34 protein-coding genes are annotated in these 26295 nt (G+C 43.7%); 28 read left to right on the top strand and 6 right to left on the bottom strand.

Going from position 1 to position 26295, the window contains the following annotated elements; all coding sequences use genetic code 11:
* Window positions 1-58: 58 nt before the first annotated feature.
* The 5 genes from DP120_RS05425 to DP120_RS05405 all read left to right on the top strand — a co-directional run bounded on the left by DP120_RS05425 (window position 59) and on the right by DP120_RS05405 (window position 2973).
* Window positions 59-316: a hypothetical protein gene (locus DP120_RS05425; protein WP_112222620.1), complete on the top strand. Its 258-nt coding sequence runs from the start codon at window positions 59-61 to the stop codon at window positions 314-316.
* Window positions 317-507: 191 nt separating this feature from the next.
* The gene (locus DP120_RS05420) at window positions 508-717 is read left to right on the top strand and encodes a hypothetical protein (protein WP_112222618.1); all 210 of its coding nucleotides are present in this window, start codon (window positions 508-510) and stop codon (window positions 715-717) included.
* Window positions 718-1212: 495 nt separating this feature from the next.
* Window positions 1213-2217 (top strand): S66 family peptidase, encoded by a 1005-nt coding sequence (locus DP120_RS05415; RefSeq protein ID WP_112222612.1) that lies wholly within the window; start codon window positions 1213-1215, stop codon window positions 2215-2217.
* Between the two features lie 17 nt (window positions 2218-2234).
* The gene (locus tag DP120_RS05410) at window positions 2235-2735 is read left to right on the top strand and encodes a GNAT family N-acetyltransferase (RefSeq protein ID WP_112222611.1); all 501 of its coding nucleotides are present in this window, start codon (window positions 2235-2237) and stop codon (window positions 2733-2735) included.
* Window positions 2736-2781: 46 nt separating this feature from the next.
* Window positions 2782-2973 carry a hypothetical protein gene (locus DP120_RS05405; RefSeq protein ID WP_165843722.1) on the top strand — a complete coding sequence of 64 codons (192 nt, stop codon included), beginning with the start codon at window positions 2782-2784 and terminating at the stop codon, window positions 2971-2973.
* Between the two features lie 282 nt (window positions 2974-3255).
* On the opposite strand, the gene DP120_RS05400 is transcribed toward DP120_RS05405, so the two are convergent.
* The 4 genes from DP120_RS05400 to DP120_RS05385 all read right to left on the bottom strand — a co-directional run bounded on the left by DP120_RS05400 (window position 3256) and on the right by DP120_RS05385 (window position 4977).
* Window positions 3256-3573: a hypothetical protein gene (locus DP120_RS05400; RefSeq protein ID WP_112222608.1), complete on the bottom strand. Its 318-nt coding sequence runs from the start codon at window positions 3571-3573 to the stop codon at window positions 3256-3258.
* A 17-nt stretch (window positions 3574-3590) separates the two neighbouring features.
* Window positions 3591-3800: a hypothetical protein gene (locus DP120_RS05395; RefSeq protein WP_112222606.1), complete on the bottom strand. Its 210-nt coding sequence runs from the start codon at window positions 3798-3800 to the stop codon at window positions 3591-3593.
* A 91-nt stretch (window positions 3801-3891) separates the two neighbouring features.
* Complete coding sequence (locus DP120_RS05390) at window positions 3892-4284, bottom strand: ribonuclease HI family protein (RefSeq protein ID WP_112222604.1); 393 nt, start codon at window positions 4282-4284, stop codon at window positions 3892-3894.
* A 3-nt stretch (window positions 4285-4287) separates the two neighbouring features.
* A complete protein-coding gene (locus DP120_RS05385; RefSeq protein WP_112222602.1) occupies window positions 4288-4977 on the bottom strand; it encodes a queuosine precursor transporter in 690 nt (229 codons plus the stop codon).
* Window positions 4978-5123: 146 nt separating this feature from the next.
* Between DP120_RS05385 and DP120_RS05380 the strand changes: the two genes are divergently transcribed.
* The gene (locus tag DP120_RS05380) at window positions 5124-5324 is read left to right on the top strand and encodes a zinc-finger domain-containing protein (protein WP_112222600.1); all 201 of its coding nucleotides are present in this window, start codon (window positions 5124-5126) and stop codon (window positions 5322-5324) included.
* A gap of 39 nt (window positions 5325-5363) precedes the next feature.
* On the opposite strand, the gene DP120_RS05375 is transcribed toward DP120_RS05380, so the two are convergent.
* Window positions 5364-5930 (bottom strand): GNAT family N-acetyltransferase, encoded by a 567-nt coding sequence (locus tag DP120_RS05375; protein ID WP_112222598.1) that lies wholly within the window; start codon window positions 5928-5930, stop codon window positions 5364-5366.
* Between the two features lie 187 nt (window positions 5931-6117).
* On the opposite strand from DP120_RS05375, the gene DP120_RS05370 reads away from it, so the two are divergent.
* Together DP120_RS05370 and DP120_RS05365 are read left to right on the top strand one after the other, a co-directional pair.
* Window positions 6118-7344, top strand: a complete 1227-nt coding sequence (locus DP120_RS05370) for an ATP-grasp domain-containing protein (protein ID WP_112222597.1) — start codon at window positions 6118-6120, stop codon at window positions 7342-7344.
* An 18-nt stretch (window positions 7345-7362) separates the two neighbouring features.
* Window positions 7363-9321: a hypothetical protein gene (locus tag DP120_RS05365; protein ID WP_112222595.1), complete on the top strand. Its 1959-nt coding sequence runs from the start codon at window positions 7363-7365 to the stop codon at window positions 9319-9321.
* Between the two features lie 81 nt (window positions 9322-9402).
* Here DP120_RS05365 and DP120_RS05360 read toward each other — a convergent pair whose 3' ends face one another.
* A complete protein-coding gene (locus DP120_RS05360; RefSeq protein ID WP_112222593.1) occupies window positions 9403-9612 on the bottom strand; it encodes a cold shock domain-containing protein in 210 nt (69 codons plus the stop codon).
* 241 nt (window positions 9613-9853) lie between these two features.
* On the opposite strand from DP120_RS05360, the gene DP120_RS05355 reads away from it, so the two are divergent.
* From DP120_RS05355 to DP120_RS05260, 20 genes are all read left to right on the top strand, one after another.
* Window positions 9854-10489 carry an HD domain-containing protein gene (locus tag DP120_RS05355; RefSeq protein WP_112222591.1) on the top strand — a complete coding sequence of 212 codons (636 nt, stop codon included), beginning with the start codon at window positions 9854-9856 and terminating at the stop codon, window positions 10487-10489.
* Window positions 10486-12369, top strand: a complete 1884-nt coding sequence (locus DP120_RS05350; protein ID WP_112222589.1) for an ABC-F family ATP-binding cassette domain-containing protein — start codon at window positions 10486-10488, stop codon at window positions 12367-12369. The genes DP120_RS05355 and DP120_RS05350 overlap by 4 nt, the downstream gene beginning before the upstream one ends.
* Before the next feature lie 24 nt (window positions 12370-12393).
* Window positions 12394-13527: a conserved virulence factor C family protein gene (locus DP120_RS05345; protein WP_112222587.1), complete on the top strand. Its 1134-nt coding sequence runs from the start codon at window positions 12394-12396 to the stop codon at window positions 13525-13527.
* Window positions 13528-13692: 165 nt separating this feature from the next.
* Complete coding sequence (locus tag DP120_RS05340) at window positions 13693-13992, top strand: hypothetical protein (protein ID WP_112222585.1); 300 nt, start codon at window positions 13693-13695, stop codon at window positions 13990-13992.
* A 96-nt stretch (window positions 13993-14088) separates the two neighbouring features.
* Complete coding sequence (locus DP120_RS05335; RefSeq protein WP_112222583.1) at window positions 14089-14523, top strand: BrxA/BrxB family bacilliredoxin; 435 nt, start codon at window positions 14089-14091, stop codon at window positions 14521-14523.
* Window positions 14523-15296 carry a class I SAM-dependent methyltransferase gene (locus DP120_RS05330; protein WP_112222582.1) on the top strand — a complete coding sequence of 258 codons (774 nt, stop codon included), beginning with the start codon at window positions 14523-14525 and terminating at the stop codon, window positions 15294-15296. Before DP120_RS05335 ends, DP120_RS05330 begins: the two co-directional genes overlap by 1 nt.
* A gap of 276 nt (window positions 15297-15572) precedes the next feature.
* Window positions 15573-16166: a YpjP family protein gene (locus DP120_RS05325; protein ID WP_112222580.1), complete on the top strand. Its 594-nt coding sequence runs from the start codon at window positions 15573-15575 to the stop codon at window positions 16164-16166.
* 621 nt (window positions 16167-16787) lie between these two features.
* Window positions 16788-17732 (top strand): thymidylate synthase, encoded by a 945-nt coding sequence (locus DP120_RS05320; RefSeq protein WP_112222578.1) that lies wholly within the window; start codon window positions 16788-16790, stop codon window positions 17730-17732.
* A gap of 12 nt (window positions 17733-17744) precedes the next feature.
* Window positions 17745-18242: a dihydrofolate reductase gene (locus tag DP120_RS05315; RefSeq protein WP_112222576.1), complete on the top strand. Its 498-nt coding sequence runs from the start codon at window positions 17745-17747 to the stop codon at window positions 18240-18242.
* Window positions 18235-18969: a lysophospholipid acyltransferase family protein gene (locus tag DP120_RS05310; protein WP_112222574.1), complete on the top strand. Its 735-nt coding sequence runs from the start codon at window positions 18235-18237 to the stop codon at window positions 18967-18969. Before DP120_RS05315 ends, DP120_RS05310 begins: the two co-directional genes overlap by 8 nt.
* A gap of 109 nt (window positions 18970-19078) precedes the next feature.
* A complete protein-coding gene (locus DP120_RS05305; RefSeq protein ID WP_112222572.1) occupies window positions 19079-19918 on the top strand; it encodes a DegV family protein in 840 nt (279 codons plus the stop codon).
* Window positions 19919-19962: 44 nt separating this feature from the next.
* On the top strand, window positions 19963-20766 hold the full coding sequence (locus tag DP120_RS05300) for a GDSL-type esterase/lipase family protein (protein WP_112222570.1): 804 nt from the start codon (window positions 19963-19965) through the stop codon (window positions 20764-20766).
* Window positions 20767-20772: 6 nt separating this feature from the next.
* Window positions 20773-21348 carry a YpmS family protein gene (locus DP120_RS05295; protein ID WP_112222568.1) on the top strand — a complete coding sequence of 192 codons (576 nt, stop codon included), beginning with the start codon at window positions 20773-20775 and terminating at the stop codon, window positions 21346-21348.
* A gap of 16 nt (window positions 21349-21364) precedes the next feature.
* Window positions 21365-21892, top strand: coding sequence for a peptide-methionine (S)-S-oxide reductase MsrA (msrA, locus tag DP120_RS05290; protein ID WP_112222567.1), 528 nt, complete (start codon window positions 21365-21367; stop codon window positions 21890-21892).
* Window positions 21892-22323, top strand: coding sequence for a peptide-methionine (R)-S-oxide reductase MsrB (gene msrB / locus DP120_RS05285; RefSeq protein ID WP_112222565.1), 432 nt, complete (start codon window positions 21892-21894; stop codon window positions 22321-22323). The genes msrA and msrB overlap by 1 nt, the downstream gene beginning before the upstream one ends.
* 113 nt (window positions 22324-22436) lie before the next feature.
* Window positions 22437-22652 carry a YozE family protein gene (locus DP120_RS05280; protein ID WP_112222563.1) on the top strand — a complete coding sequence of 72 codons (216 nt, stop codon included), beginning with the start codon at window positions 22437-22439 and terminating at the stop codon, window positions 22650-22652.
* A 69-nt stretch (window positions 22653-22721) separates the two neighbouring features.
* Window positions 22722-23426: a purine-nucleoside phosphorylase gene (gene deoD, locus DP120_RS05275; protein ID WP_112222561.1), complete on the top strand. Its 705-nt coding sequence runs from the start codon at window positions 22722-22724 to the stop codon at window positions 23424-23426.
* Window positions 23427-23537: 111 nt separating this feature from the next.
* Window positions 23538-25082 carry a lmo1851 family serine protease gene (locus tag DP120_RS05270; protein WP_112222559.1) on the top strand — a complete coding sequence of 515 codons (1545 nt, stop codon included), beginning with the start codon at window positions 23538-23540 and terminating at the stop codon, window positions 25080-25082.
* 77 nt (window positions 25083-25159) lie between these two features.
* Window positions 25160-26041 (top strand): CobW family GTP-binding protein, encoded by an 882-nt coding sequence (locus DP120_RS05265; RefSeq protein ID WP_112222557.1) that lies wholly within the window; start codon window positions 25160-25162, stop codon window positions 26039-26041.
* Complete coding sequence (locus DP120_RS05260) at window positions 26038-26289, top strand: hypothetical protein (RefSeq protein ID WP_112222556.1); 252 nt, start codon at window positions 26038-26040, stop codon at window positions 26287-26289. Before DP120_RS05265 ends, DP120_RS05260 begins: the two co-directional genes overlap by 4 nt.
* Window positions 26290-26295: the final 6 nt, after the last annotated feature.

Raw genomic sequence — 26295 nt, 5'->3', positions numbered from 1 at the left:
GAATGTTCCGAAAATATGGTAAGATTTAAGAAAATCTTTATACGAATGAGGGGTTATAATGGGGAATGTTCTTTCATTGGCAATCGTAGCTGTAGCGATATTTGCGGCTTACGCATTGAAGAAATTTTATGACAGACCGTATATCGTCAATTTTGCACTGGCAGCGATGCTTTTGCTGATTGTCGTCAGAACTGTAATGCTGCAGCCTATTACTGGTTTAGGATATGCCGCTATCGTAATTTGTACTGTCGCAGGAATTTTTCAGATTGTCCTAGGTATCAAAAGTTATAAATCGGCACAACAAGTTCAAGCATAAAAAAGAATCCCTTACTGGGGTTCTTTTTTTATTGAAAAAATGCGTTTTATGAAAATAAATGGATAGCTATGTTGTTTTTCTGATCAATTTTTCCGAATTATTAGAAAGTAGGTCTTTCATATCAATTTAAGTTTAGTATAATGATTAATATCACTTAAAGAATATACAGATTCTGATTGAGGAGGAGTTTTATGGAGCCAAGGAAAAGCAGAAAGGAATTCCGGAAAAATAAACAGCATTATAAAGAAACCGGTTTGTCTTACGGCGTAGCAAATATGGATGCCAAGCCGCTGGACCGTGAAGGCAATAAATTTCTCGAATTTTTAATGCATGCCTTTTTATTTTTGCTGGGTGGGATTATTTTATGCGGTATGTTATTGGGATTATTGACGATGACATGAAGCTATGTAAGTTGAACATAAGAAATAGAATTTACCGCTTTGGCGCTATGGACAGGGCAAAGATTATGCTCCTGCGCACTGCTCGTCGCAAAGGAGGCGCCATCTTCGTATGGCGCACCTTAGCTCCCGCAATAAGCCGAGAAGACCACTCGTCTTTGCTCCGTCGGCATTCGCCTGCTCCTGAGCCGCGCCTTTGCTGAGAGAACTTTCTAAAGATATGGAGCAAAACAGCGAAGACGCCTTGGGGAACAGAAACGGAGTTGGCTTTCCAACTCTGTTTCGACGAAGTGCTGAAATCCACTCGGGCGAAGTGCAACGAGACCGAGTTAGTTCAGCGCGAGCCAAGTGTGGCCGAAGGTTCTTCGGCCGGCGCTTTGCGACGAAGCTAGCGCAGCGATGCAGGAGCACGGTTCTTGGCAAGCGAAGCTGTTTTGCGGAATATCGATTATTAAAAATTATTAATTCCACTTATATTGCTAGAAAGGAGTGTTCGATATGATCAGATATCCACCTGCTGAAATCAGGAACATCGGGGTGACAGCACCATCATCAGGAGTAGAAGAAGAGCTGCATACACTCCTTGAACAAACAGTCAGACGCCAGCAGGAAAAAGGGTTCAATGTCAAAGTTGGAAAGACTGCGTGGACTCAGAAAGAAGCCAAATCAGCACCTGCAGAGGTAAGGGCAAGCGAACTGATGGATATGTTTTCCGGCGTCGATGCCATTATCCCGCCGTGGGGAGGGGAATTACTCATCGAAATCCTTGAGCATTTGGACTTCGAACGGATAAATCCTAAATGGATTCTCGGCTATTCGGACACCAGCCTGCTGCTTCTTGCAGTAACCTTGAATACCGGAATTGCAACTGCCCACGGCACCAATATCATTGATTTGCGCGGTTCGGAAACAGACGAAACAACTGCTAAATGGATTGATGTCCTTTCAACTGAAAGCGGGGAAGAAGTCAAACAGACATCATCGGAGTCTTATCAAAAGAGCTGGAATCACGTAAATCCATCTCCAATGGTTTTCCATCTGACAGAGAAAACAGAATGGAAGACAGTTTCAGGGAATGCAGTGAAGTTTGAAGGCAGACTGCTCGGAGGCTGCATCGACGTCATTCATCATCTGGCTGGAACCCCTTTTGGCAATGTTAAAGAATTCCGCCAGCAACATATCCCTGGTGAACCGGTGATCTGGTACCTCGAGAATTGTGAAATGTCGGTAGCGGATTTAAAGCGTTCATTGACTCAAATGAAATATGCCGGCTGGTTTGAAAATTGTACAGGCATTCTTTTTGGCAGAAGCGCAGCAAACCATCCGACCGAAGGATATACAGCAGAGAAAATGTACAGGGATCTGGAAAATGAGCTGGCTATACCGGTCATCTACGATGTGGATTGCGGACATATGCCCCCACAGATCATTTTTGTCAACGGGGCATTCGCTGAAGTGGAATTTCAGCAAGGCAATGGAAAAGTCAACCAGAAATTCATATAAAAAGGATGTAAATGTTTATGAAAATTAGAATCGTCACACCCAATGAAGCAGAGGCATACAATATTCTCAGGCTGGAAGCTTTGCTGGACACCCCGGACGCTTTTGCAGTTTTATACGAAGATGCTTTAAACAAACCTATTGAAAAGACCCGTTCCCAGTTGGCTTCGGAGCATTCCGTAACTTTTGGCGCGTACGATGCAGACAAACTGATTGGGAACATGACGCTGGCACGAAACACTGTGCCGAAGATGAATCACAGGGCTTCCATCGTTGCTGTTTATGTAAGTCCAGCTTACCGAGGCACCGGAGCAGCCGATGACCTTATGGAAAAATTGATGGAATATGCTGAAACGTGGGAAGGGCTCGAGCAGCTTGATTTGATGGTGGCAAGCCATAATTTGAGGGCAAAGAATTTTTATCTGCGATACGGTTTTGAGAAATATGGAACCGAAATTCATGCGATGAAAACAGGGGACAGATACATTGATGAAGAATTAATGGTGAAATTCATAAAGTAAGTGCAATGCTGCTTGTAATCCGGAAAGTAGGTGCTATATGAGGAATTTGTCGAAGATTACCTTGTTTGTATCATTATTTTTATTAATCGGATTTCCAATGATTTTTATGATTATTTCCATGTTTACCGATCAATGGATCTATATGTTCTCCGGATCCGTGCCGTCTGTACTGGCTGGAGCTTTTGGCATCTTTTTTCTAATCCAGCAATACAGGAAGACTGATGAAGAAGAAGCATAATTGAGTGTTGGCAAAGTCGCCTCAAAAAAAGCGCGGAGAAAACCTCCGCGCTTTTTTGCTGGTTTAATTTCATTTTTTCAATCGGTATACTAATTTAGCTAGGAGTATAAACCGTGCTCCTGTCCCTGCATCGCTGAGTTAGCTTTGGGACATGAAAAAACATTGCATCGCTTTGCTGCTTCGTCGCAAAGACTTAGCCTCGCAAACGTCGGCTAATGTCTTCGAAGCTGTTTTGCGGAATATCGATTTTCTTGCATTTATTTCTCAAAAAAAAAACAGGCTTCACTTGGAAACCTGTTTTTTGCCCTGCATTATTTCGATGATGACGAGACCAATCGTAATCCCAAGGAACACGTTGATCAGCAATGGTTCCAGAAATTGATCGCGGAAGATGAAAGCCACGGTCAAGATATAAAAAGCACCTTGTGCGACCTTGGCAGTAGTGGGAATTTTATCTTTTGGATACCTTACGCGCGCCAGCTGAAAGACGACGAACGATGCCAGCAGCAGTAAAAAATGCGGCCAATAAAGGTTGTCGACTGTATTATTGACGATAGCATAAATGATAAGCGGAATTATATAAAAAAGTACAGAATTCACAAAATCACCTTTCCGGACTACTTTCTTGAATTGTCCTGCTGTTTGCCACTGAACAGCAGATATAAATTATAGATGGCAAAAATAACGGCAAGCGTTACGATGACAATCGAAATGATAGGATAAACAGCTGGTCCTGTTTCCATTATTTCAATAATACGAGTGTAGATAATCCATGGTCCGATGACCAATATGAATATATCAAGTGCAGTCCCCAATTTTGTTCTCATGATATTCCTCCAATAGCTCATACTCTCTTTATCTTATCAGAAACAGCCATTGCTTGGGGAATGATTGCTTAAAGATATTGAATTGCATGCTTTATTTTCTGTTCGCACGCAAAGCAGTTCCGGCTAAATCATGGGCAGCCCGGTTCTGGGAATCAGGGATCCATTTGATGAAGCAATATGAAAAAGGTTTGGAGCGGGCCAGTGCCTCTTCAAGGAGCGGTTTATATAGAGGGTTCTTGATGAACTCTTTTTCAAATGCATCGACCACCACTTTTGAATCGGATTTTATGGAAACCATCTCTGAAGTTAAATCCGCAGCAAGTTCAAGGCCTTTTAAAAGAGCCGTGAATTCTGCGACATGATTGTCCATTTCACCGACAAACTCTTTGTGCTTGATCAAGTGGCCTTCGCCGCGGATAAATACTCCAACGGCACTGACTTTGGGAGATCCTGCTGTAGCTGCATCGATAAAAACTTCAAGCATCTATTACACCTGCTTTTCGTCATTTGGTGTGATTATTTTCGCAATATAGCCGAATGGGGTATCAAGTAGGGAAACGATAAATTTCAACACGTATGTGGAAATGAAGATTTGAACCCATACATCGAATGGAAATACGCCATAGAAGGCGATGCTGGTGAAAATCAGCGTATCGAGCAATTGGCTTAATAAGGTGGAGCCGTTATTCCGTATCCAAAATTGACTGTCTTTCGGAAACAGTTTTCGAAGTGCAGAAAATATCAGCACATCGAGATGCTGGCTGGCCAAATAAGCAATCATACTGGCAATTGCAATCTGCGGAACCAGTCCGAAAATGGTTTCAAGTGAGCCGTGGGCGAAATCGCTTTCTCCAGGGATGAACTGGAGACCGAATTGCATCGCAATGACCATGATCAGTAAAGCGGAAAATCCAAGCCACACCGCTTTTTTTGCTTCTTTCTTGCCGTACTTCTCATTAAGGATATCGGTCGCAAGAAATGTGGAAGCATATAGGCTGTTTCCAAGGGTTGCGGTCAATCCGATGATTTCAATCGTTTTGGTCACCTGAATATTTGCTAAAATTGTCGATATGGCAACCCAGGCAAACAACCCGGTTTTACCAAAAAATTTATACATAATTAAAAGCATAGCAAAATTGGCCACGACAAAACCAAGGCCCAGTAATTCATTGAACAAATCTTTTTCCTCCTTAGTTTTGGTAAAGCGGGAGTTCACGAACCGCTTGGATAATAAAAATATCCTTTGACAGTATAACTATTGTTGGAATAAAAAACAAACAAGTAGTAAAATGATGAAACGGCAATTATATAAGAGGTGACTGCGTGAATAAACTAACGATAATCAACGAAATAGATGAAATGTTAAATACGTACTGCGAAGGTTGTTTCGTCAGGACGCAAATCCGTAAAGACGAGGGCAAAACCGCTGCCCACCGCTTTTGCATCAGCAATTGCACCATCGGTACACAACTGCAATTCTTAGGCAATGAATTGAACAAAACAGGAACTTCCAGCAAAAATTGAAAAAAACCTGAGCGAAAAGATTATTCGCTCAGGTTTTTTTCATTCCGCTTTACTGGTGTTGTATTGCTTCAGCTGCAGGACTTTGCTTGAAGGCTGCGGATTTATATTATAGAGTTCATGGTTTTTAAATGCATGTACTTCTTCATAAACATCTTTCATCTTTTCCATCAGCCATTGATCGGAATGTTGTTTTTCTGACCAATAGAAAATATCCATGACATTCTTTTCACCGGTAATTGGATGGATGCGCTCGTAATGGATGGAGGGTGCTTTTTTGAAGTTCTGTTTTTGATAAAATCTGACTCGTTTTGATGATTCGGGGTCATCGGAGGAAACAGGATCAACTTCCAGGATGATGAGTTTATTTTTCTTCTTCACTTTTGAGATTAATTTGCTGCCGAGCCCTGTGCCGCGTGACTTGTCGCTGACCAGAATATAATCAATGAAAAGGTAGTCGGGTTTCTCAAAATAAACCAAAGTGTAATGGGGACCTTCTTCAACTTGATAGCAGTTCTTTTTTTCGCGAAGCAAAATTTTCATGTGATTTTCAGACTTCATTTCTTTGGCTGGAAAATATTCTCTAAGCTTTAAGTACCATTGTCCCATTGCTTCCATCTCCTTTCGATATAGGCAAGCTGATAATTTCTTGAATTGCAATAATAGAAATCTATATTTCTACTTACCATAATCTTCGAAAAACTAAACCCTTAGTCGCTTAAAATGTTTGAAAATTTCGATTAAGGAAATAATATGCTTATATAGGAACTAAATTCTGCTAAGGGAGTGTTTATTGATGAAAGACTCGACCAATGAAGGACAATTGACCGCTATTCTGGGCTGGAGCCTGCCTGCAATCGAAGCGGTGGATAAGTTGAACAGGCCATTTGTTGTAGTCGGTCCACCTGATTTCCAAGGTTTTGCCGATGAAAATGATATTAATTTTATTCCATGGGACTTTGACAGGCTCAATGAAGGATCTGATGAGCTTTACGAACGGCTTAGAGATATGGATACGAAAGTAGCCGTGCCGATCTATGAAGAAACCGTAGAATGGGCAGGAGCATTGAATGCCAGGTTGTTTGATGATCCGCGGGCTTTTAACCGCTCCCTGCTGCTAAGAGATAAAGGGTTAATGAAACGGAAAGCCCAAATGGCGGGTATACGCGTCGGTGTATTCGAGGAAGCCCATTCAAAAGACGACATCCACAGATTTTTAAAACGGGTAAACGATGCTCTCATTAAGATTGATGGGGACCTTAACGACCCGATTCATATCAAACCGTTGAACAAAGCGGGAACAGTGGGGCATATGATGATCCGTGATGCTGCGGATATTGACAAGATGGGCGAAGCGGAATTCCCTTATCTGATGGAAAGCCATTTGGACGGCCAGGAATTTTCATGTGAAGCATTTATCCATAATGGAAAGATAAAATTCCTCAATATCACCGAGTATGTTAAGCTCGGCCACTCGAATTTTGTTCCTGCATCTCCTACTCTTGAAGAATGGCGGCCACAAATTGAAAATCAAATTCAAAAGCTGGTTGATTCATTTGAAATTAAATATGGCGTAATTCATCCTGAATATTTCATCTCACATGATGGAACGATCAATTTCGGGGAAGTTGCTGCGCGTGTGCCAGGGGGACATATATTTGATTTGATAGAAAAAGCATATGGCTTTAATGCATTTCAGGCCCAGATTCTTTGCAGCGATCCGGATACGACAGAAGAAGAACTGGATGAATTTTTCCCGGAAGAAGTCACGTCAGCCAAAGGATATGCTGGAAGCTTAATGGTTTATCCACGTGTCCGCCTTGTCGAAAAATTGGATGTTCCTGAAGAGTTGAAAAATGATCCGTATTTCGATAAACACGATTTATTCATTCCGGTGACATCAAAAGTTGCTGAACGGGTTGGTTTCGGCAATCATTACGGCACTATATTCTTCTTCGGGGAAGACAGTGACCGTATGAAAGAATTGCTGGAGCAATACGAGAACTATGATTTCTATAATTAATCAACTGGGGGAATATAAATGACAACTGAGTCAGCTGTAAAAGACAGGTTTCAAAAAGCATTGAAATCACTGGAAGAGGCAAAGCCATTTGCGAAAAGCATGTACCAGACAGAAGTATTTCAAATAGCGCAGGAACTGGCTTCAACTGATGAAGGCATCGAGACGCTTTATGAATTTGCTCCGCAATTTGATAAAGCAGGCGTATTCCATGGCGGCCCGTGGTCCGATGCCACCAGCCTGGAAGCGCCATTTGTCGGAGGATCCTTAAAGATCAAAGGCGTCAATTCGGTGGTAGAACTGATGAGCGAATTGCGTATGCTTTCTATTATAGAAGGAAATTACGAACATGAAGGAGTGCCCCCGGAAGAAGCTTCGGCTTTTCTGAATGAAGTGCTGGCACTGAACTTGGACTTCCTGTTCCCGCCGGAAACAGAAGAGGCCAGGGTGGCTGGAGGAGAGCATATAGAGCGGGGCGAGCGGCTCTTCCGTTTTCTTGGCAGCAAGCTTTCCTATAAAGCAGTGGCAGATAAATTGGTGGAGGAAATTGAGCGGCTGACAGTGCAGCGTCCAATCATGGTGGAACGGATTATAAAAATGATAGAAACTGCAGTTCAAATGATTGATGAAAACATCGAGGAAGAAACGAAAAACAAATTGCTGTCTTTCCAAAAAGCTGTTTCTTCGCCAACTCCTTTGACTGATGAATCTCAGAATTTGAAGGAATACCAGAAGAAGTTGACGCAATTGGATGAACAGGCTGTGCTGGCTGAAGCGCAAATTTTCCGCGAGTCAATGGAAGCCACTGGTCTTGTTGCTCCTGCCCACGCAATTCTTGTCCGCCATTTAAACCGCAGGTATCCGGATCTGGTTCCGGAATCGCTTGGCCTGACTGAAATGGGTACAGCGAGTTATAACGCCAATCCCGAATTAATCCGCGACATGATCCAAATCGCTGTCCATCCGGCTACTTCCAAAGTGATCTATGGTTTAACAAGAATGCTGGACAGAGGCGTTCTGGCGCAGGATCCAGTTTTACCTGCACTTAGACGGCTTTTTGAAATTGACTTTCATCAAGATGTACGGAAAATGATCATGAAGAGCGAATACCGCAAAGCGGGAATTACACCAAATGGAGTGTTAGTGGGAGGCGTCATCAATGTTCTTGGCCAGCCTCTTGGAATTGGACAGGGACTAAATCCCACCTGCCAATCTGCCCGTGCCATCTCATTATGGGCACAGCACGGAATTGGGCAATTGCTTGAATATATCGCTCGGGCAGTCCGGGAAAATGATATTGATATGACGTTTGAAGGCACACCGGTCCATTCGAATGCAATTGAGGGCGGTGTAGCGGAAGAAATCCATCATGAATTGGATCCGGTTTCTAGTGTGCTGGTGCCGCATCTCGATAAAATCTATAATGAAATGATGAAAAAGACAGTACTTCGGGGTGAAGACGGACATAAATGGGTAAACCCTGAATTTTACGGGGAATGGATCCAAAGAGGTTTCGTCAACATCATCGATCCGCTTACCGGTTTCGTTACCGATTACGAAGCGTTTGTCCGATTATTTTATGCAACGCATCACCCCGAATACAATGAAGGCTATGAAATGATTTACCCGAATCCTGTCGGAATTTATATCACAAATGTGCACGGCAACCTGCTGGGCCTCCATGCAGTCTCGATTCAGCGGATTGATGAAGACCCTCACGGAGAGCATCGTGTATACTTCTATAACCCGAACAATGACAGCGGCCAGAATTGGGGACAGGGAATAGAGACAAGTGTCCAGGGCAACGGTGAACTGGAAGGCGAAAGTTCTTTGCCATTCAAACAATTCACAGCACGGATGTATGCTTTCCACTATAACCCGTATGAACAGGGAGATACTTATATGGTGGAAGATGCAGATGTCGAGGAAATTGAACAATTGTCCAGAGAAAGTTGGGGCAAAACATATACTTGGCTTTAAACAAGAAAAAAGTGCTGAACAAAAAAAGCAGAAACGGTAAATCCCGTTTCTGCTTTTTGTATGGTTACAAAAATTTTGATTTTACTCTGAATCCAGCTGTATTACATTTGCGGCTTGCGGACCACGATTTCCATCAATTATCTCGAACGAGACGGGTTTGCCTTCCTGCAATGTGCGAAAACCATCGCCTTTAATGCCGGTAAAGTGGACGAATACATCATCGCCATCGTTATACTCAATAAAACCATAGCCTTTTTCCGTGTTAAACCATTTTACGATTCCCTGGTGCATGCACGTTCCCCCTTGGTATTGAGTACTTTCGTGGTACCATTAACATAGCAGTAATGGATGGATTATACTATACACGAAGCCCGTAAAACCGTCAATTTTCCATTAAAATAAAGAAAAAATTATCTGTTGCATTCGCTGAGCAGATGGAACGGCATTTAAAGGACGCTTCGGGAATGATATTGACATCGACTGTTTAAGAGTAAAAACTCAATAAATTAATGAATAGCCGGGGAGCGGAAGTATGGCAGAAAATATTTTGGAAAAATGCAGAGCCAAGGTTAAGGGGATTTATGACACTTTCGATGCCAGCCACGACTGGCAGCATATCGAAAGGGTATTGGACAACGCAAAGCGGATTATGGAAACGGAGGAGGCTGACCCTTTCATAGTGGAACTGGCTGTACTTCTTCACGATGTTTCTGATCCGAAATACAAAAAAGGTGATTCTGACCCTGAATCGGAAATTCTGGGGTCTCTGGGATTGCCCCATGCGCAAGCCAGCCAAATCAAGCAGATTATCCACCAGGTTTCATTCAAAGGCGGCAATGGCGAACGGCCCTCCAGCCCGGAAGCAATGATCGTTCAGGATGCTGACCGGCTGGATGCCATCGGTGCAATAGGGATAGCGCGGACATTTGCCTACGGTGGCGCAAAAAGCAGAAAGCTTTACGACTGGGATGAAAAGCCGAGAAGTGAAATGACCGAAGAAGAGTACAGGAACAAGCCGACCAGCAGCACCACACATTTCTATGAGAAACTGCTTCTATTGAAATACACGATGACAACTGGCACTGGGAAGCAAATAGCTGATGAACGCCATCAATTTATGCTATCCTTTTTAGAGCAACTTAAAAAAGAAACGGATGGTAATGCATGAGCCACTTAAATATTACAAAACTGACCAAAACGGTCGGAGCTAAAACTTTATTCAAAGATATTGAGTTTTCATTATATCCAGGCGACCGTGCCGGATTAATCGGAGTCAACGGAACAGGCAAGTCGACGCTAATGTCGATTTTGGCAGGCGAAATGGATGCGGATTCGATTTCAATGGATCATCCGAAAAAATATGAAATCACGTATTTAAAGCAAGACCCGGAATTCGATGAATCACTGACAGTACTTGAAACAGTGTTCTCCGGTGAGTCACCGATCCTTCAATTGAACAGATCTTACGAACAGGCACTGACAAATATGATGACGGATTCGAGCTCGACGGAACTTCAGGAAGAGCTGATGAAAATCCAGGAAGGCATGGAACGTGAAAATGCCTGGGATATCAATGCATTGGCAAAAACTGCGCTTACTAAACTGGGCATCGATATGTTCGACCGGCCGATTGGTGAATTGTCCGGAGGCCAGCGAAAGCGTGTGGCGCTTGCAAAAGCATTGATAGAACCCTGCGATTTGATACTTTTGGATGAGCCGACTAACCATCTGGATGCCATTTCTACTGAGTGGCTGCAGGAAACATTGCTGCGCATGAACTCGGCAATGCTCTTTGTGACGCATGACCGGTACTTCCTGGATGCTGTTTCGACGCACATTTTTGAAATTGCCGATCAGACTATGTATACACATAAAGGGAACTATGGCGATTACTTGGAAAACAGGGCGGTGCGCGAAGAAATGGCTGCAGCTTCCCAACAGAAGCTTGAAAACCGCTTCCGCTCGGAATTGAAATGGATCCGGCGCGGAGCCAAAGCACGTTCAACCAAACAAAAAGCGCGTATACAGCGCTTCGATGAAATAAAAGAAAATGTGCAGAAAGAAAACGACCACACATCTCTTGAATTGTCGATGCAAAGCCAGCGTCTTGGAAAGAAAATCATTGAAGGCGAAAATGTGGGTATGGCATTCGGGGATAAACAGGTGTTCAGCGGTTTTGACTTCCTGCTGCAGGGCGGCGACCGAATCGGTATCGTAGGCCCCAACGGAGCAGGGAAATCCACGCTCATGAAAATTATTGCAGGCGAATATGAACCTACCCAAGGTAAACTTGAATATGGCAGCACGGTCAAGATTGCCCATTTCACACAGCATCTTCCCGAGATGAATGAATCTCAGCGGATGATAGAATACATTCAGGAAATTTCCAACGATTATGAAGCTGAAAAAGGTGTCCGTTTGTCTGCTACACAGATGCTCGAACGATTCCTTTTCCCATCAAACGGACACGGCACTCAGATTGGCAAGCTGTCAGGTGGTGAGCGTAAGCGTTTGTATCTTTTGAAATTATTGATGGAGCAGCCAAATATCCTGCTTCTCGATGAGCCGACAAATGACCTCGATATCCAGACACTTGGTGTTCTCGAAGATTTCCTTGAAAAATTCCCGGGTGTCGTGCTGACGATTTCGCATGATCGCTTCTTCCTGGATCGGATCGCCCATAAATTATGGACAACCGGAACAGGTAAAATTGAAGAATATCAAGGCCTTTATACAGAATTCATCAAAGAAAAGCAAAGCCCGGTGACGGAAGACAATAAAATACCGGTAGCTGCACTGACACCGGAAAAACCGAAAAATGAACCGAAAAAGAAAATGACGTATAAAGAACAGCAGGAATACAGCACGATTCTGGAAGACATTTCTTCATTGGAATCAAAAATAGAAGAGCGTGAAAAAGAAATGGCTGAAGCAGGAGCGGATTACGATAAACTGCGGAAACTGACAGCTGAAATTGATGAATTGACTAAGCAATATGACACCAAGCTGGAACGCTGGACGTATCTCCAGGATTTGGCCGAAGGATAAATAAAACTTGCAGGAGGGATTTTTGTGAAGATCAAAACAATTGAGCCTACACCAAGCCCGAATACGATGAAAGTGATCATAGATCAGGAACTGCCATTTGGGAAAAGCCATAATTACAACCAGGACAATCTCGAAGAGGCACCAACTGAAATCCAGAATATCCTGGCAATTGACGGGGTAAAAGGCGTATACCATGTAGCGGATTTCCTCGCAGTGGAGCGCATCGCCAAATTCGGCTGGGAAAACATACTGGCAGATGTCCGCAAAGCACTTGGCGAAGGCAGCGGCAACACCGAGCAGGAACTTGAGATTGATGAGCATTACGGGGAAGTATATGTACATGTTCAGGAGTTCAAAGGTATACCGCTGCAAGTTAAAGTTTTTGATAATGCCTCAGAAGAACGTTTTGGCATGCCTGAGCGCTTTGTAACGGCGATGAGCATTGTCATGGACCCTACAGAAGAAAATTACCTGATGCAGCGCAAATGGGCGGATTACGGTGTCCGTTACGGAGAAAAAGATGAAATAGGCAAAAGTGTTGTAGAAGAAATCGAAGCGGCTTATCCACAGGAGCGGCTGGATGCTTTAACACAGCCAAAAGATGCTGAGAAGCAGGAAGCCGTTTCGCGCGGAAGAAAAGTGACGGCGGAAGAATTTGATGTTCCCGAATGGGAAACGCGTTTCCAATTGCTCGACCAGATGATTGAAGCGGACCTTGAGGATTTGCCGCTGCTGGATAAGGCGCTTGATGATGAAAAAATGTCAATCCGCCGACAGGCTGCAATCTATCTCGGCGATATTGATGACAAGGCAGTTGTGCCGTATATTGAACGGGCTATGAAAGATAAAAGCTGGGCAGTCCGCAGAACAGCCGGCGATACGATCAGCGATCTGGGCTTTGAAGAATTCGAACCCATCATGATCGAGACATTAAAAGATAAAAACAAGCTGGTCCGCTGGCGTGCGGCTATGTTCCTTTACGAAACTGGAACAGAAGCGGCGCTACCTGCACTGAAGGAAGCTGCTGACGATCCGGAATTTGAGGTTAAGCTGCAGATAAAAATGGCGATTGCACGGATTGAGCAAGGCGAAGAAGCGGAAGGTTCTGTTTGGAAACAAATGACCGAAGCCCGCCAGGCGATGAAAGAGCAGAAATAAAAGCAGTTTAAATTTGAAAATAACCAGTGGCTATCACAGCCCCTGGTTATTTTTTATTGTCATAGCTCCAACTTAATTGAATATCTAATGTTTCCATGCATCTGGAAAGAGGTATTACCTTCTGAAACAGCTATTTTTTGTTAAAACTTGAAGGAGGGCATTTACATGGAGGGTAATATTTTTTCAATTGAAATAATCAGCCAGGGAAAATATGAGTCGTGGGAATTTAAAAACGAAGTGGCAAGAGACGAATTATTTGATAAAACTCGCGAACGTTTCAGCGAATATGCGATTGCAGATAAAGGGGACGATGTTGATGACACGCGAATCGCGCAGTTATCAGCCACCAGTCTGAAGATCAAGGAAGACGGAAACGTAGATCAGCAAGTGCCATATGAATGGTATGAAGCTGAGCAGTTTGAACAGCTCCTCAATTTCATCAATAACGAGTATCCGAAATATTAATAACCTGTAATGCATGAAAACACCTTAAGATTCCGTTAGAATGGAATTAAGAGCTTCGGTAAAAGGAAGCGAGTATATAAAAAGGTGGTAAGTGGAATGAATGCATATGATGAATATATGAAAGGCATCGTAACACCGATGCGCAAAGAATTGACTGACCATGGCTTTAAGGAATTGCTGACGCCGGAAGATGTAAATGAACATATCAGCGAAGCAAAAGGCACAACACTGGCCGTAATCAACTCGGTATGCGGCTGTGCAGCAGGGCTTGCACGTCCAGGGGTCATCGAAGCACTTAACAGCACGGAAGCAAAACCGGATCATCTAGTGACGGTGTTTGCGGGGCAGGAAAAAGAAGCGACTGCACAGATGAGAAGCTATTTTGAAGATGTACCGCCATCGTCGCCTTCCATCGCAGTTTTAAAAGACGGGGAACTTGCATATTTCATTCCGCGCGAACAGATTGAAGACCATTCGGTTGAACATATCCGTGATAATCTGAAACAGGCCTTGGAACAGGTCGCTGAATAATGGGAACGATTGTCACGACAGCATATCGGCCGACTGCAGACACTATTGCAGAAGCTGAAAGGATTGCTGGGGAGCTGGATATCCAATTCATCGTCCGCAATAAACGTTCGATAGACAGAATACATGCCGACGAACAATCGGATATCCTGGTGGCTTCAAAAGAACGGCTTGAGTTTTATCCAATGGGTAAAACAGAGCCGTTCTTTTTTCACCCGAATTCAGCGGCTTTCCGCACTAAGCGGCCATTGGAAAGGGATCCTCTTATAGAAGTTTCGGGTCTCGCACGAAGCGACAGTTTCCTTGATTGCACCCTTGGTATGGCTTCGGATGCAATCACAGTGTCGCAATATATAGGTTCTGATGGAAACGTCGTGGGCTGTGAGAGCAACCCGAATATAGCCTATATTCTTAAAAAGGGGCTGTCCCGCTATGATGCGATGCCGCATCTGACAGAAGCGATGAGAAGGGTTCGCGTCGTAAGTTTGGACGCAATCGATTATTTGAAAACACTGGACAACGGTGTCTTCGATATTATTTACATGGATCCGATGTTTACCGAAGAAATCAAAGAAGCATCCAATTTCACTCCCGTACGTTCTAGTGCCAATATGGGTCAGCTGACGGATGAATGGATGGAAGAAGCAAAAAGAGTCGCCAAAAAAGCAGTTGTATTGAAGGCGCATTTCCGTTCGCAGGATTTTGAACGGTTCGGATTTGAACGGCGTGTCCGTCCGAACACGAAATTCCATTATGGAGTAATCAAAATAAAATGAAACGCTAAAAGCCCTTCCCGAAGCAGGAAGGGCTTTTAGCTGTAAAATTATTAGTCAGTGAAGCTTAATGAAGTCAAGTACCCGAGCATAAGCAGGAGACCCAGGCCGATAAGGATCGATGCATCCATGAAAAATTCCTCCTTTTTCAAAAAAAAACAGCGCGTATTTGCTGATTTTATTGTACAATGAATTTCAAGAAGATGAAACCTTTACCATTATAATTCGTATAATTAAACAAAGTTGTTTACAAATTGTTCGAAATTGAAGGTGATTGAGATGAAAAATTGGTGGCAAAAATCGCTGGTGATTGCAGTAGCTGTCCTGAGCCTCGGTATGATTCCTCCTAACCATACGATTTGGGAATCATTGCTGGAAGACAAGCCGGAACTCAAAACCCATGCGGAAAAAAGTCCGAATACTCAAACTACATACGATTGGCTGGACCCATCTGAATTCTATTACAATAATCCGACCATACTTGATACAGTGCATCAGACCGCCGAAGAGCAAGCCTACATGAAATTCGGTTCGCGTATTGGTCCTGTTATCGGGGATGAATTCAAGACGGCCATTTTGCCGAACATCCAGCAGGCGATCGATCTGCATCTTGCCCAAGTAGATTCAGATAGCTTGCGCAGGCTGGCGATTTCTCAAAAGCCTTCCGGTGAGCATTCCGAAAAGATTTTTCATATCTACGACACCGAAACCAATAAGGATAAAATCCGTTTCCACGTACGTACAGAGAAGAAACCGCAGGACGGTTATTACTTCAACTTCCATTACCATTTGGAGGAAGATGATTTCCAGCAGCATATCACATTGGGCGATATTTACTGGTCCAAAAATACTCCGCCAAAGTGGCTGTCGTAAAACCGTTATATTTATAACGGTTTTTTAGATTGTAGAGAACTAGTCAACTTCGATAATCATTACGTTCTAGATGGATGCTTTACGCGGGGAGCGGGCCTGAGCCTTCTCGGTCGCTTCGAAAACCGATTCTCCTGTCTCTGCATCGCTGAGCTAGCTTCGAGATATGAAAGTGCGTTGCAGGAGCACATCTTTGCCTTTCACCGTCTAGCACTTCATTTTGTTTTAGTATAAATATGAAGACTCTTTTTCTTTATTTGAAATAAATTCAAAAGAATATCTACTATAAAAAGTGACCTAAGATATGGAGCAAAACAGCGAAGACTCCCAGGGGAACAGAAACACAGTTGGCTTTCCAACTGTGTTTCGAGCGAAGTGCTGAGATCCACTCGGGCGAAGTGCAACGAGTCCGAGTTAGCTCAGCGCAAGCCAAGTGTGGCCGAATTTATTTCGGCCGGCGCTTTGCGACGAAGCTAGCGCAGCGATGCAGGAGCACGGGTTTTGGAAAGCGAAGCTGTTTTGCGCAATATCGGTTTTCTACTCTCTTTCTCGACAAGCTGTTAAAACCGTTATATTTATAACGGTTTTTTTGTTATGATAAAGCATATAATGGAGGCGAATGGAATGAAACAATATTTAGATTTATGTGAACATATATTAGAGAACGGAACAAAAAAAGAAGACCGCACAGGTACAGGAACATTAAGTGTTTTCGGTTATCAGATGCGCTACGACCTGAAAAAGGGTTTTCCGTTGATGACGACGAAAAAAACCGCGTTCCGCCTCATTGTGTCAGAGCTTCTTTGGTTTATCAAAGGGGATACAAACGTAAAATCATTGATCGCAGACAATAATCATATCTGGGACGAATGGGCTTTTGGCCAATGGGTTTCAAGTAAAGAATATGACGGTCCGGATATGACCGATTTCGGCCGCCGTGCACAAAAAGATGAAGAATTTGCGGTTCTTTATAAGGAACAAATGGCTATTTTCCAGAAAAACATCCTGGAAGATGACGCTTTTGCAGAAAAATATGGTGATCTGGGTCCTGTATATGGCAAACAATGGCGTTCATGGCAGGCGACCACCGGAGAAACGATCGATCAATTGAAAAATGTGATTGAAGCCATTAAAAAAAATCCGGATTCAAGGCGTCATCTGGTGACAGCTTGGAATCCGGAATTTGTTGAGGATATGGCTTTGCCACCTTGCCACACAATGTTCCAATTTTATGTGGCTGACGGGAAATTATCCTGCCAGCTTTACCAGCGAAGCGCTGATGTATTCCTGGGGGTTCCGTTCAATATTGCTTCCTATGCCTTGTTAACGCATCTGATTGCAAGAGAATGCGGTCTGGATGTCGGTGATTTTGTCCATACAACTGGAGATACACATCTTTACCTGAATCATATGGACCAAGTAAAAGAACAGCTAAGCCGTACGCCGAAAGAGCTGCCGACATTAAAAGTCAACGAAGATGTCGAATCGATTTTTGATCTGACAATGAACGATATCAGCATAGAAGGTTATGATCCGCATCCGAGGATTTCAGCACCTGTAGCTGTTTAGGAGGAAAAATAGATGATTTCATTGATGGTTGCACATGATCCCAATCGCATCATAGGACGGGACAATCAATTGCCGTGGCACATACCGGAAGATCTTGCTTATTTCAAAAAACATACGTTGAATAAAGGCATTGTAATGGGGCGCAATACGTACGAATCAATCGGCAGGCCATTGCCGAAACGGCGTAATATTGTAGTCAGCCGACAGGAAAACTTGGAGATTGAAGGAGTCGAGGTCGTCCATTCCATCGATGATGCTGTAAAACTTGCAGAAGAAGTCCATCCGGAAGTTATGGTGATTGGCGGAGAACAGATTTTCAGAAGTGTCCTTCCCAATGCTGATCGACTCTATATAACGCTTGTACACGATGAATTCGAAGGAGATACGTATTTTCCGGAATACGGTGAAGGATGGCATCTTGCTTCAGAGTCGGAACGTCTTGAATCAGGTGGAGTTTCCTTCAGCTATTTGATATTTGACCGCAAAAGCGGAGGATCAAACCATGCTTAATTCGATCAAAACTTTTTCTTTTCTGTTCGGTTATTTGCCGGTTGCAGCGGTGAAGCTGAAGAGTTTTCAAAAGAAAAAGCCTCATTTAACAATTGAGGAATATGATGCGCTTATTCACACGGAACCGAGTAAATGGGCGTCAGGCATCATGAAACGCACTAAAAGTGAGGTTTCAGTAACCGGACTGGAGCTATTGCCGGAAGGACCTGTTCTCATTGTGAGCAACCATGAAGGCAATTTTGATATACCGGTCATTCTTTCCAGCATACCAAAGCCTTTTGGTTTCATTTCAAAGAAAGAAGTAAAAAAGCTGCCGGTGATTCCGATTTATATGGAAGATATGAATTGTGTATTCATCGATCGAACTGACCGAAGAAGTGCGTTGAAATCGATTTCCGACACAGCTGAAAAGTTAAAAGAAGGCCATTCGATATTAATTTTCCCGGAAGGCACACGAAGCAAAGGCAATGGCCTTGGTGATTTCAAAGCCGGTTTCATCCGTATTGCATCCGATGCGGGAGTACCGATTTTACCGCTGGCCATTCAGGGGACAGCCGATATCATGGAGAAAAATGACAATAAGATCAAGCCGGCTAAGGTAAGTTTACAGATCCTTGAGCCGATTGCGCCTGAAACATTTAAATCCATGCCTTCCAAAGAAGCTATTCAATTCGTTAAAGAAAAAATTGAATTGGCATTTAAGAATACGGACAATCAACAAAAGTAGTTCAGCCTGATAATCCTGTTGGACTTTATAGTCAGCCATATCATTTGCTATGGTTCCCTTATGTTTTTAGAATAGGAAATAAGGTATATAAGAAGAAGGAAGTGATGTCATGTCAAGGATTCACATAGTGACGGATTCGACCTCGGATCTTCGTCCGGAAGTATTAAAAGAGTATGGCGTGCATATGGTGCCGTTATCCATTCAAATAGGAGATAAAACTTATTTGGACCGAGTTGACCTTGAACCGGAATCATTCCTGGGACTGATGGAGAAATCCGATGAATTGCCGAAGAGTTCCCAGCCTGCTCCCGGTGTTTTCAAGGAGCTTTATGATGAACTTGGAAAAGACGGCGATCAGGTATTATCCATTCATATGACTGGCGGCATGAGCGGGACTGTTGAGTCTGCACGCACGGCAGCAGAACTGACCGATACGGATGTAACAGTGATTGATTCCCGCTATATTTCCTATGCACTTTCCTTCCAGGTTCTGGAAGCTGCTAAAATGGCTAAAGATGGAAAGTCGATGGAAGAGATTGTAGCCAAAGTGGATGACATTAGAAGGAAAACAAAATTATTCGTTGTTGTGGACACATTGGATAATCTGGTGAAAGGCGGCCGTATCGGAAAAGGACGTGCGATGGTCGGTTCATTCCTGAAGATTAAACCGATAGCATCACTGGATGATGGTGAGTATACACCTGTTGCAAAAGCACGGAGCCACAAAAAAGTGGTTGATTACCTTTTTGAGGATTTTATCGAGCGAACAAAAGGTAAAACGGTTAAAGGTGTAGGGCTGGTTCATGCTGGTGGGTTAGCGATGGCTGAACCACTGCGTGAAAAGATTATCGAATCCGGTTTTAAAGACATAGATTTTGATTTTACAACTCCGGTTATTTCTACTCACACCGGCATTGGAGCCATAGGCTTCATGTTTTATACCGATTGACAGGGGCAGTTAAAGATTTTTAGGAAGGTAAAGGAGAGAAATAAGTGAAACGCATCCTGTATATTGTCTTATTTGCCATAGTATTGTTAGCGGGATGCAGTTCCTCTTTTATTTTCGGAAACGACGAAGCGACGCCAAGGGTCCAGACGGTTTTTGCCGGGTACCAGGTGCCGCCGAACTTTGTACCGCAGGCACTTGTTATAACTGCGCTTGGCGATTCACTGTCACAAGGTGTCGGTGATGAAGCGAACAGGGGCGGTTATGTTGGCCGGCTTGCGTCTGAAATCAGGGAATGGCCCGGTGTCCGCGGAGCTGCGGTAGAGAATACAGCAAAACGCGGCCGCAGAAGCGATCAACTGCTATCCATGTTTCAAAAAGGTGAATTGACCGGTCCTGTTACTGAAGCGGATTATATCGTCATGACGATCGGCGGAAATGACATTATGAGAATCGTGAAGCGGGATTTATTCAATCTAAATCTTGAAGCTTTCCGGGAAGAATTGCTGTTATATGAGAACAGATATCAGAATATATATTCTACAATCCGTGAAATGAACCCTCAAGCTCCATTGATTATGATAGGCGTTTATAATCCTTTCTCGCTGATTACCAATGAGATACAGGAATTCGATGAAATTATGGCGGCCTATAATGGAGTCATGGAAGAGGCATTGGCGGAAGACCCGCAAGCTTGTTTTGTTCCGGTCCAGGATTTGTTTGAAGGAAACGATAATCTAGTTTATCATACGGATTTTTTCCATCCGAATGGGAACGGTTATGATTTAATGACAGAACGTATTTTAGAACGCATGGGAGAATGCGGTTTGATATTTGAAGACAGGGGGTGAGGGCTTTTGAAAATTTGGCGTACAGCATTTATTGTTTTACTGGCCGTTAACATATTGGCTCTAATCGCTTTCGTATTTTATATAACGATTCCCGCTAAGGATTATATAAGTTATGAAGCTGAAAAAAGGGCCTTTGCGGAAGGCAATACTTTAACGGTAAGAACATCTAAAGCGGATTTCGAAGGGATTGCGAATACCTATATACAGGACGCGATGAAAGACCAGCCAATTCCCTTGACTCTAGCTGTAAATGATGACGTGTCGCTGTCAACGGAATTACAGGTGTTTTCCATGACGCTGCCAATTTTGCTCAAGTTTGAACCATATGTGCAGGATGATGGAAATCTTTTGCTTGAGCAGAAATCGGTTAATGTTGGGATGCTTAATATTCCGCCTGAATCGGCGTTAAAGCTGCTGCGTGATTCCGTGACCTTACCGGAATTCATGGAAGTGGATCCCGGATCAGAAGAAATCCTTCTCAGATTGACTGATATTCCCTTGGATGACGGAATCAGTGTAAGGGCAGAGTCCTTCAATCTGGAAGAAGATGACATCAGATTGCGTGTTACCATAACCCAATAGGAAGAGGTGCAGGAATATGAAGACCGAAAAAGCGACATTTGCAGGAGGTTGTTTCTGGTGTATGGTCAAACCATTCGACAGCCTGCCCGGAATTGAATCGGTTGTCAGCGGCTATACTGGCGGAGATTTGGAAAATCCCACATACGAACAAGTGTGCACGAATCTGACAGGCCATAAAGAAGCCGTTGAAATTGTATTCCAACCTGAAATCTATCCATATGAAAAATTACTGGATGTTTTTTGGTCTCAAATTGATCCTACCGATGGTGGTGGGCAATTCTTTGATCGAGGTTCCTCTTATGCACCGGCAATTTTTTATCATACAGAAGAACAGCGGATTGCGGCTGAAAAGTCCAAAGAAGAGCTGGAGGCATCCGGCAAATTCGATAAACCGATTGTTACTCCGATTCTGGAAGCCAAGCCGTTTTATTTGGCTGAAATGTACCATCAGGATTATTATAAGAAGAATCCGGCACATTATGAGCGCTATTCTGTCGGATCCGGCAGAGCCGCTTTTATTCAAAGAAATTGGGGTGAGCAATAATGAAGGAAGAACTTAAGCAGAAGTTATCACCGATGCAATATCACGTAACTCAGGAAAACGGGACAGAACCTCCGTTCCAGGGGGAATACGACCAGCATTTTGAAGATGGCATTTACGTGGATATCGTATCCGGCAAGCCATTATTCAGCTCGAAAGATAAATTTGATGCGCATTGCGGTTGGCCGAGTTTCTCTAAACCGATCCAAGGTGAGGAAGTGAAAGAGAGCTTTGATACAAGCCACGGAATGCGCCGTACAGAAGTGCGTTCTGCATCTGCAGATTCCCATTTGGGCCATTTGTTCCCGGATGGACCGTCTGAACTTGGAGGATTGCGTTACTGCATCAATTCAGCAGCACTCCGGTTTGTACCCAAAGAAGACCTTGAAAAAGAAGGGTATTCTGAATATAAGGCGCTGTTTGAACAGGAATAACTTTTACTTTTTAAGGAATTCCATTATCATTTTGAATAGCTGATGAAGAATTAGTTAGCCCCGGGCCGGTTGTCCGGGGCTTTAATTTTGAAATAAGGAGTGGGTATATAAAAATGGAGCGGTCGTTTTATCATTTTGCCTTATCTTATCGGGGGAAAACAGAGGCCGATGATTTTTCTCGGTTTGCAGATGCAATGTTTTTGGATCATTCATTTCCCAAAACAACCAATGACTTCGAAAAGATTTCAAGATACCTCGAAGAACGTGCACACCCCATTATGAAAGCTTCTGTTTTCGATGAACTATGGGATGAATATACCAGTCATTAATGCTCTTCGTTGCACTTGATGGCAAAAAACAGTATGATTAGTACGACTAAAATAAAGTGAGGTTTTATAATGAGTGTTCATATTAATGCTAAAAAAGGCGATATCGCCGATACGATTCTTCTTCCGGGAGATCCGCTTCGCGCGAAATATATCGCTGAAACGTTTTTGGAAGATGTAACTTTGTACAACGAAGTTAGAAACATGTTTGGCTATACCGGTACTTATAAAGGCAAACGCATTTCTGTGCAAGGTACAGGAATGGGCGTTCCTTCAATTTCTATCTACACAACAGAATTGATGAACGAGTACGATGTCAAGAAACTGATCCGTGTCGGCACTTGCGGTTCGATCCACAAGGATGTTAAAGTCCGCGACGTAATTTTGGCGCAGAGCGCTTCTACAGATTCAAATATGAATTCAATCATTTTTGGTAATGTGTCTTACGCTCCGACTGCTCATTTCGGTTTATTGCTTAACGCTTATAACGCAGGCATTGAAAAAGGCTTGAACCTGCGCGTTGGTAACGTATTCACAGAAGACGTGTTCTATAACGACCACGCCGAGCATGAAAAATGGGCGCAATACGGTGTGCTTGCTCTTGAAATGGAATCTTCGGCTCTTTATACACTGGCTGCCAAATTCGGTGCACAGGCATTGTCGATCCTTACAGTAAGCGACCATCTATTGACTGGTGAAGTGACTACTGCTGAAGAACGCCAAACGACTTTCAACGATATGATCATCGTTGCACTAGAAGCGGCAATCCAGGAATAACCTATATCTTTGCAATAAAAAAAGAGACTGTTCAAAACAGTCTTTTTTTCGAATATTGAAGTCTGGCCGAAGCGTTGCTGGCTGCCGGAAAATATGAAAGTGGTGAAATAGATGGATGAAAGACGTCCAGAAGAGGGAAATGAGCAATTGCCTCCTGCAGAGGAGTCGCGTGGCCATTATATACGCCTGAAAACTTTCTCCTTCATCATGCTGGTGGTTGTACTCATACTGGCTACTGCAGGATTGACAGTTTTTGCGCTGACCTTCGGCGATGAGAAAGCGGTGGAAGTGAATTCTCCTGAACGGCGGGAGTTCCAGAAACTTTACACTGCCTATGATGAGATACAAAACAATTATTTTGAAGATGTCGACCGGGAAGAATTGATCAACGGTGCCATTAATGGCATGGTCGATTCATTGGGAGATCCATATTCCGATTACATGAACGAAGAAGAAGCTTCGCAATTCCTGGAAGGGATTTCTTCAAGCTTTGAAGGAATCGGAGCAGAAGTCCAGGAACGAAACGGCTACATTACAATCGTATCGCCGATAAAGAACTCTCCTGCTGAAAAAGCGGGCATCCAGCCCAATGACCAGGTAATCGCAGTCGACGGTGAAAACATTCAGGGATTCAGTACAACAGAAGCCGTTATGCTGATCCGTGGCGAAAAAGGGACGGAAGTCACTTTGACGATAATGCGCGGCGACATGCAGGACCCGATCGAAGTAACAATTGTCCGTGATGAAATTCCGATTGAGACTGTTTATTCCGAAATGATTGGAGACAATGTCGCACATATTCAAATCACGAGCTTTTCTCAGGAGACTTTCAGTGAACTGGAAACAGCCATTGCTGATATGAAAGAAGAGGGCATGGAAGCGATGGTAATCGATGTTCGCCAGAATCCTGGCGGCCTGTTGCAATCTGCTCTCGATATTTCAAACCTCTTTATCGAAGAAGGGGCAGAAATGTTCGAAGTCCAGGCAAAAGGACAGGAGCCAGAAATTTATCTGGCCAGCGACGCCGATAAAGTCGACATACCAGTGACTCTATTGATTGACGGTGGAAGTGCTTCTGCTTCTGAGATTCTTGCAGGTGCTATGAGTGAATCTGCGGGTATCCAGCTTGTTGGCGAAAAAACGTTTGGCAAAGGTACGGTTCAGACGGCAAATGATCTTGCCGATGGCTCAAACCTTAAATTTACAACTGCCAAATGGCTGACGCCGGACGGTAACTGGATTCACGAAAAAGGAATCGAACCGGATGTGGCAGTTGAATATCCTGAATACGCTTCTCTGCCATTTATCGATGCTTCCCTTGAACTGAAGGACGGCACCATTTCAGAACAGGTCCGTACAGCTGAAAAAATGCTGGAGGCCCTTGAGTATGAAGTAGGCGAAGTAGATGGTGTATTTGAAGAAGAAATGACGCAGGCAGTTGAGGCGTTCCAGGAAGACCAGGAACTCGAAGTGACTGGCATTCTGACAGGCGACAGCATTTACGCCTTAATGGATGAACTGCGTGCAAAAATTGAAGAAGAGGATCCTATGCTTCTTGAAGCTAAGAAATTAGTGATGGAAGAAGCCGGCATTGAAGCTTCAGCTCCGGAAACGGATGAAGAAGCGGAAGAGGCCGAGGAAGAATCTGCAGAGTAAATTGCAAAGGTCCGCGGAAGCGGGCCTTTTGTTTTTGTGTTATATGATAGAATTTAAGCATATAGAGGAGGGCTAACATGATTGATGTTTATTTATTCAGCGGATTTTTAGGGAGCGGCAAAACGACGCTCCTGAAGAATATGCTGATCCAGATAAAAGAGGCTGGTTTGAAGCCGGCTGTCTTTATGAATGAGCTGGGGGAACTTGCTATCGATTCTGATGAAGTGGAAGATGGTGTGCCTTTGAAGGAATTACTGGACGGCTGTATTTGCTGTACAGGTTCAGAAAAGTCCGAAGCACAGATTCAGACTTTGCTTGCAGAAGAAACATTTGATGTCCTGCTGATCGAAACTACGGGTGCTGCACATCCGGTGGAAGCACTCGACGCAATTTTTTCTCCGCTTTTCGCTGAGAAATTGAATTTCAGAGGGATAGTGACGGTGGCTGACAGCAAGCGGTGGTTGGACAGAGACCGTATGTCGCCTCAAATCCGTTCCTTATTCCTTGAACAGATCCGGCATGCTGATTTGATATTGGCCAATAAGATGGATTTGCTGGATGAGAAGGAGCAGGGGGATGCGGTTTTTGGCATGCAGTCACTGAACTCAAAAGCTCAGATTGTTCAAACAGCCAATTCGAAAATACCATATAAACTTTTGCAGAACCTGTCAGCCGGTACAAAAGGGACTGTGGAAAAAGCTGAGATTGGCAAATTGAATTTAAACACAAAAGTCCTTCGGTTTGAACAGCCTGTTAACAGGGAGAGATTTGAAGACTGGCTAAGAACTTTGCCCGAAACGGTCTACCGGATAAAAGGATATGTACCACTGGATGGTGATAAGTACCCGCATGCTTTTCAATATGCATACGGTATGGCTCAGTGGCTCCCGGAGTATATGAAAATGCAGCCGCAGATAGTCGTGATAGGAGAAGGCATCGACGGAGTTGAATTGCCATGAGTAATTTGGAAGCTTTCCGTAAAGTATGGCCGCAGCGCCAGGCGACAGCAAACATAGAATCGGAAGAGGATATGAAGCGCTACATTGTCATAGAATTAAAGGATGAACTGACTCACCCGCGGGTCCGTAAAACAAAGCAGCAGAAGCTTGAACTTGCGATTGAGCGGATCAATGACACACCGCTGGAGCAACAGGAGAAGCAGCAGCTGATCAATGAATATAAAAAAATAGCAGCCCAGTTGGACTGAGCTGCT

It is taken from the genome of Planococcus halotolerans (genome assembly GCF_003289955.1).
GTDB classification, from domain to species: domain Bacteria; phylum Bacillota; class Bacilli; order Bacillales_A; family Planococcaceae; genus Planococcus; species Planococcus halotolerans.
This window is presented reverse-complemented; position numbering and strand designations above follow the sequence as displayed.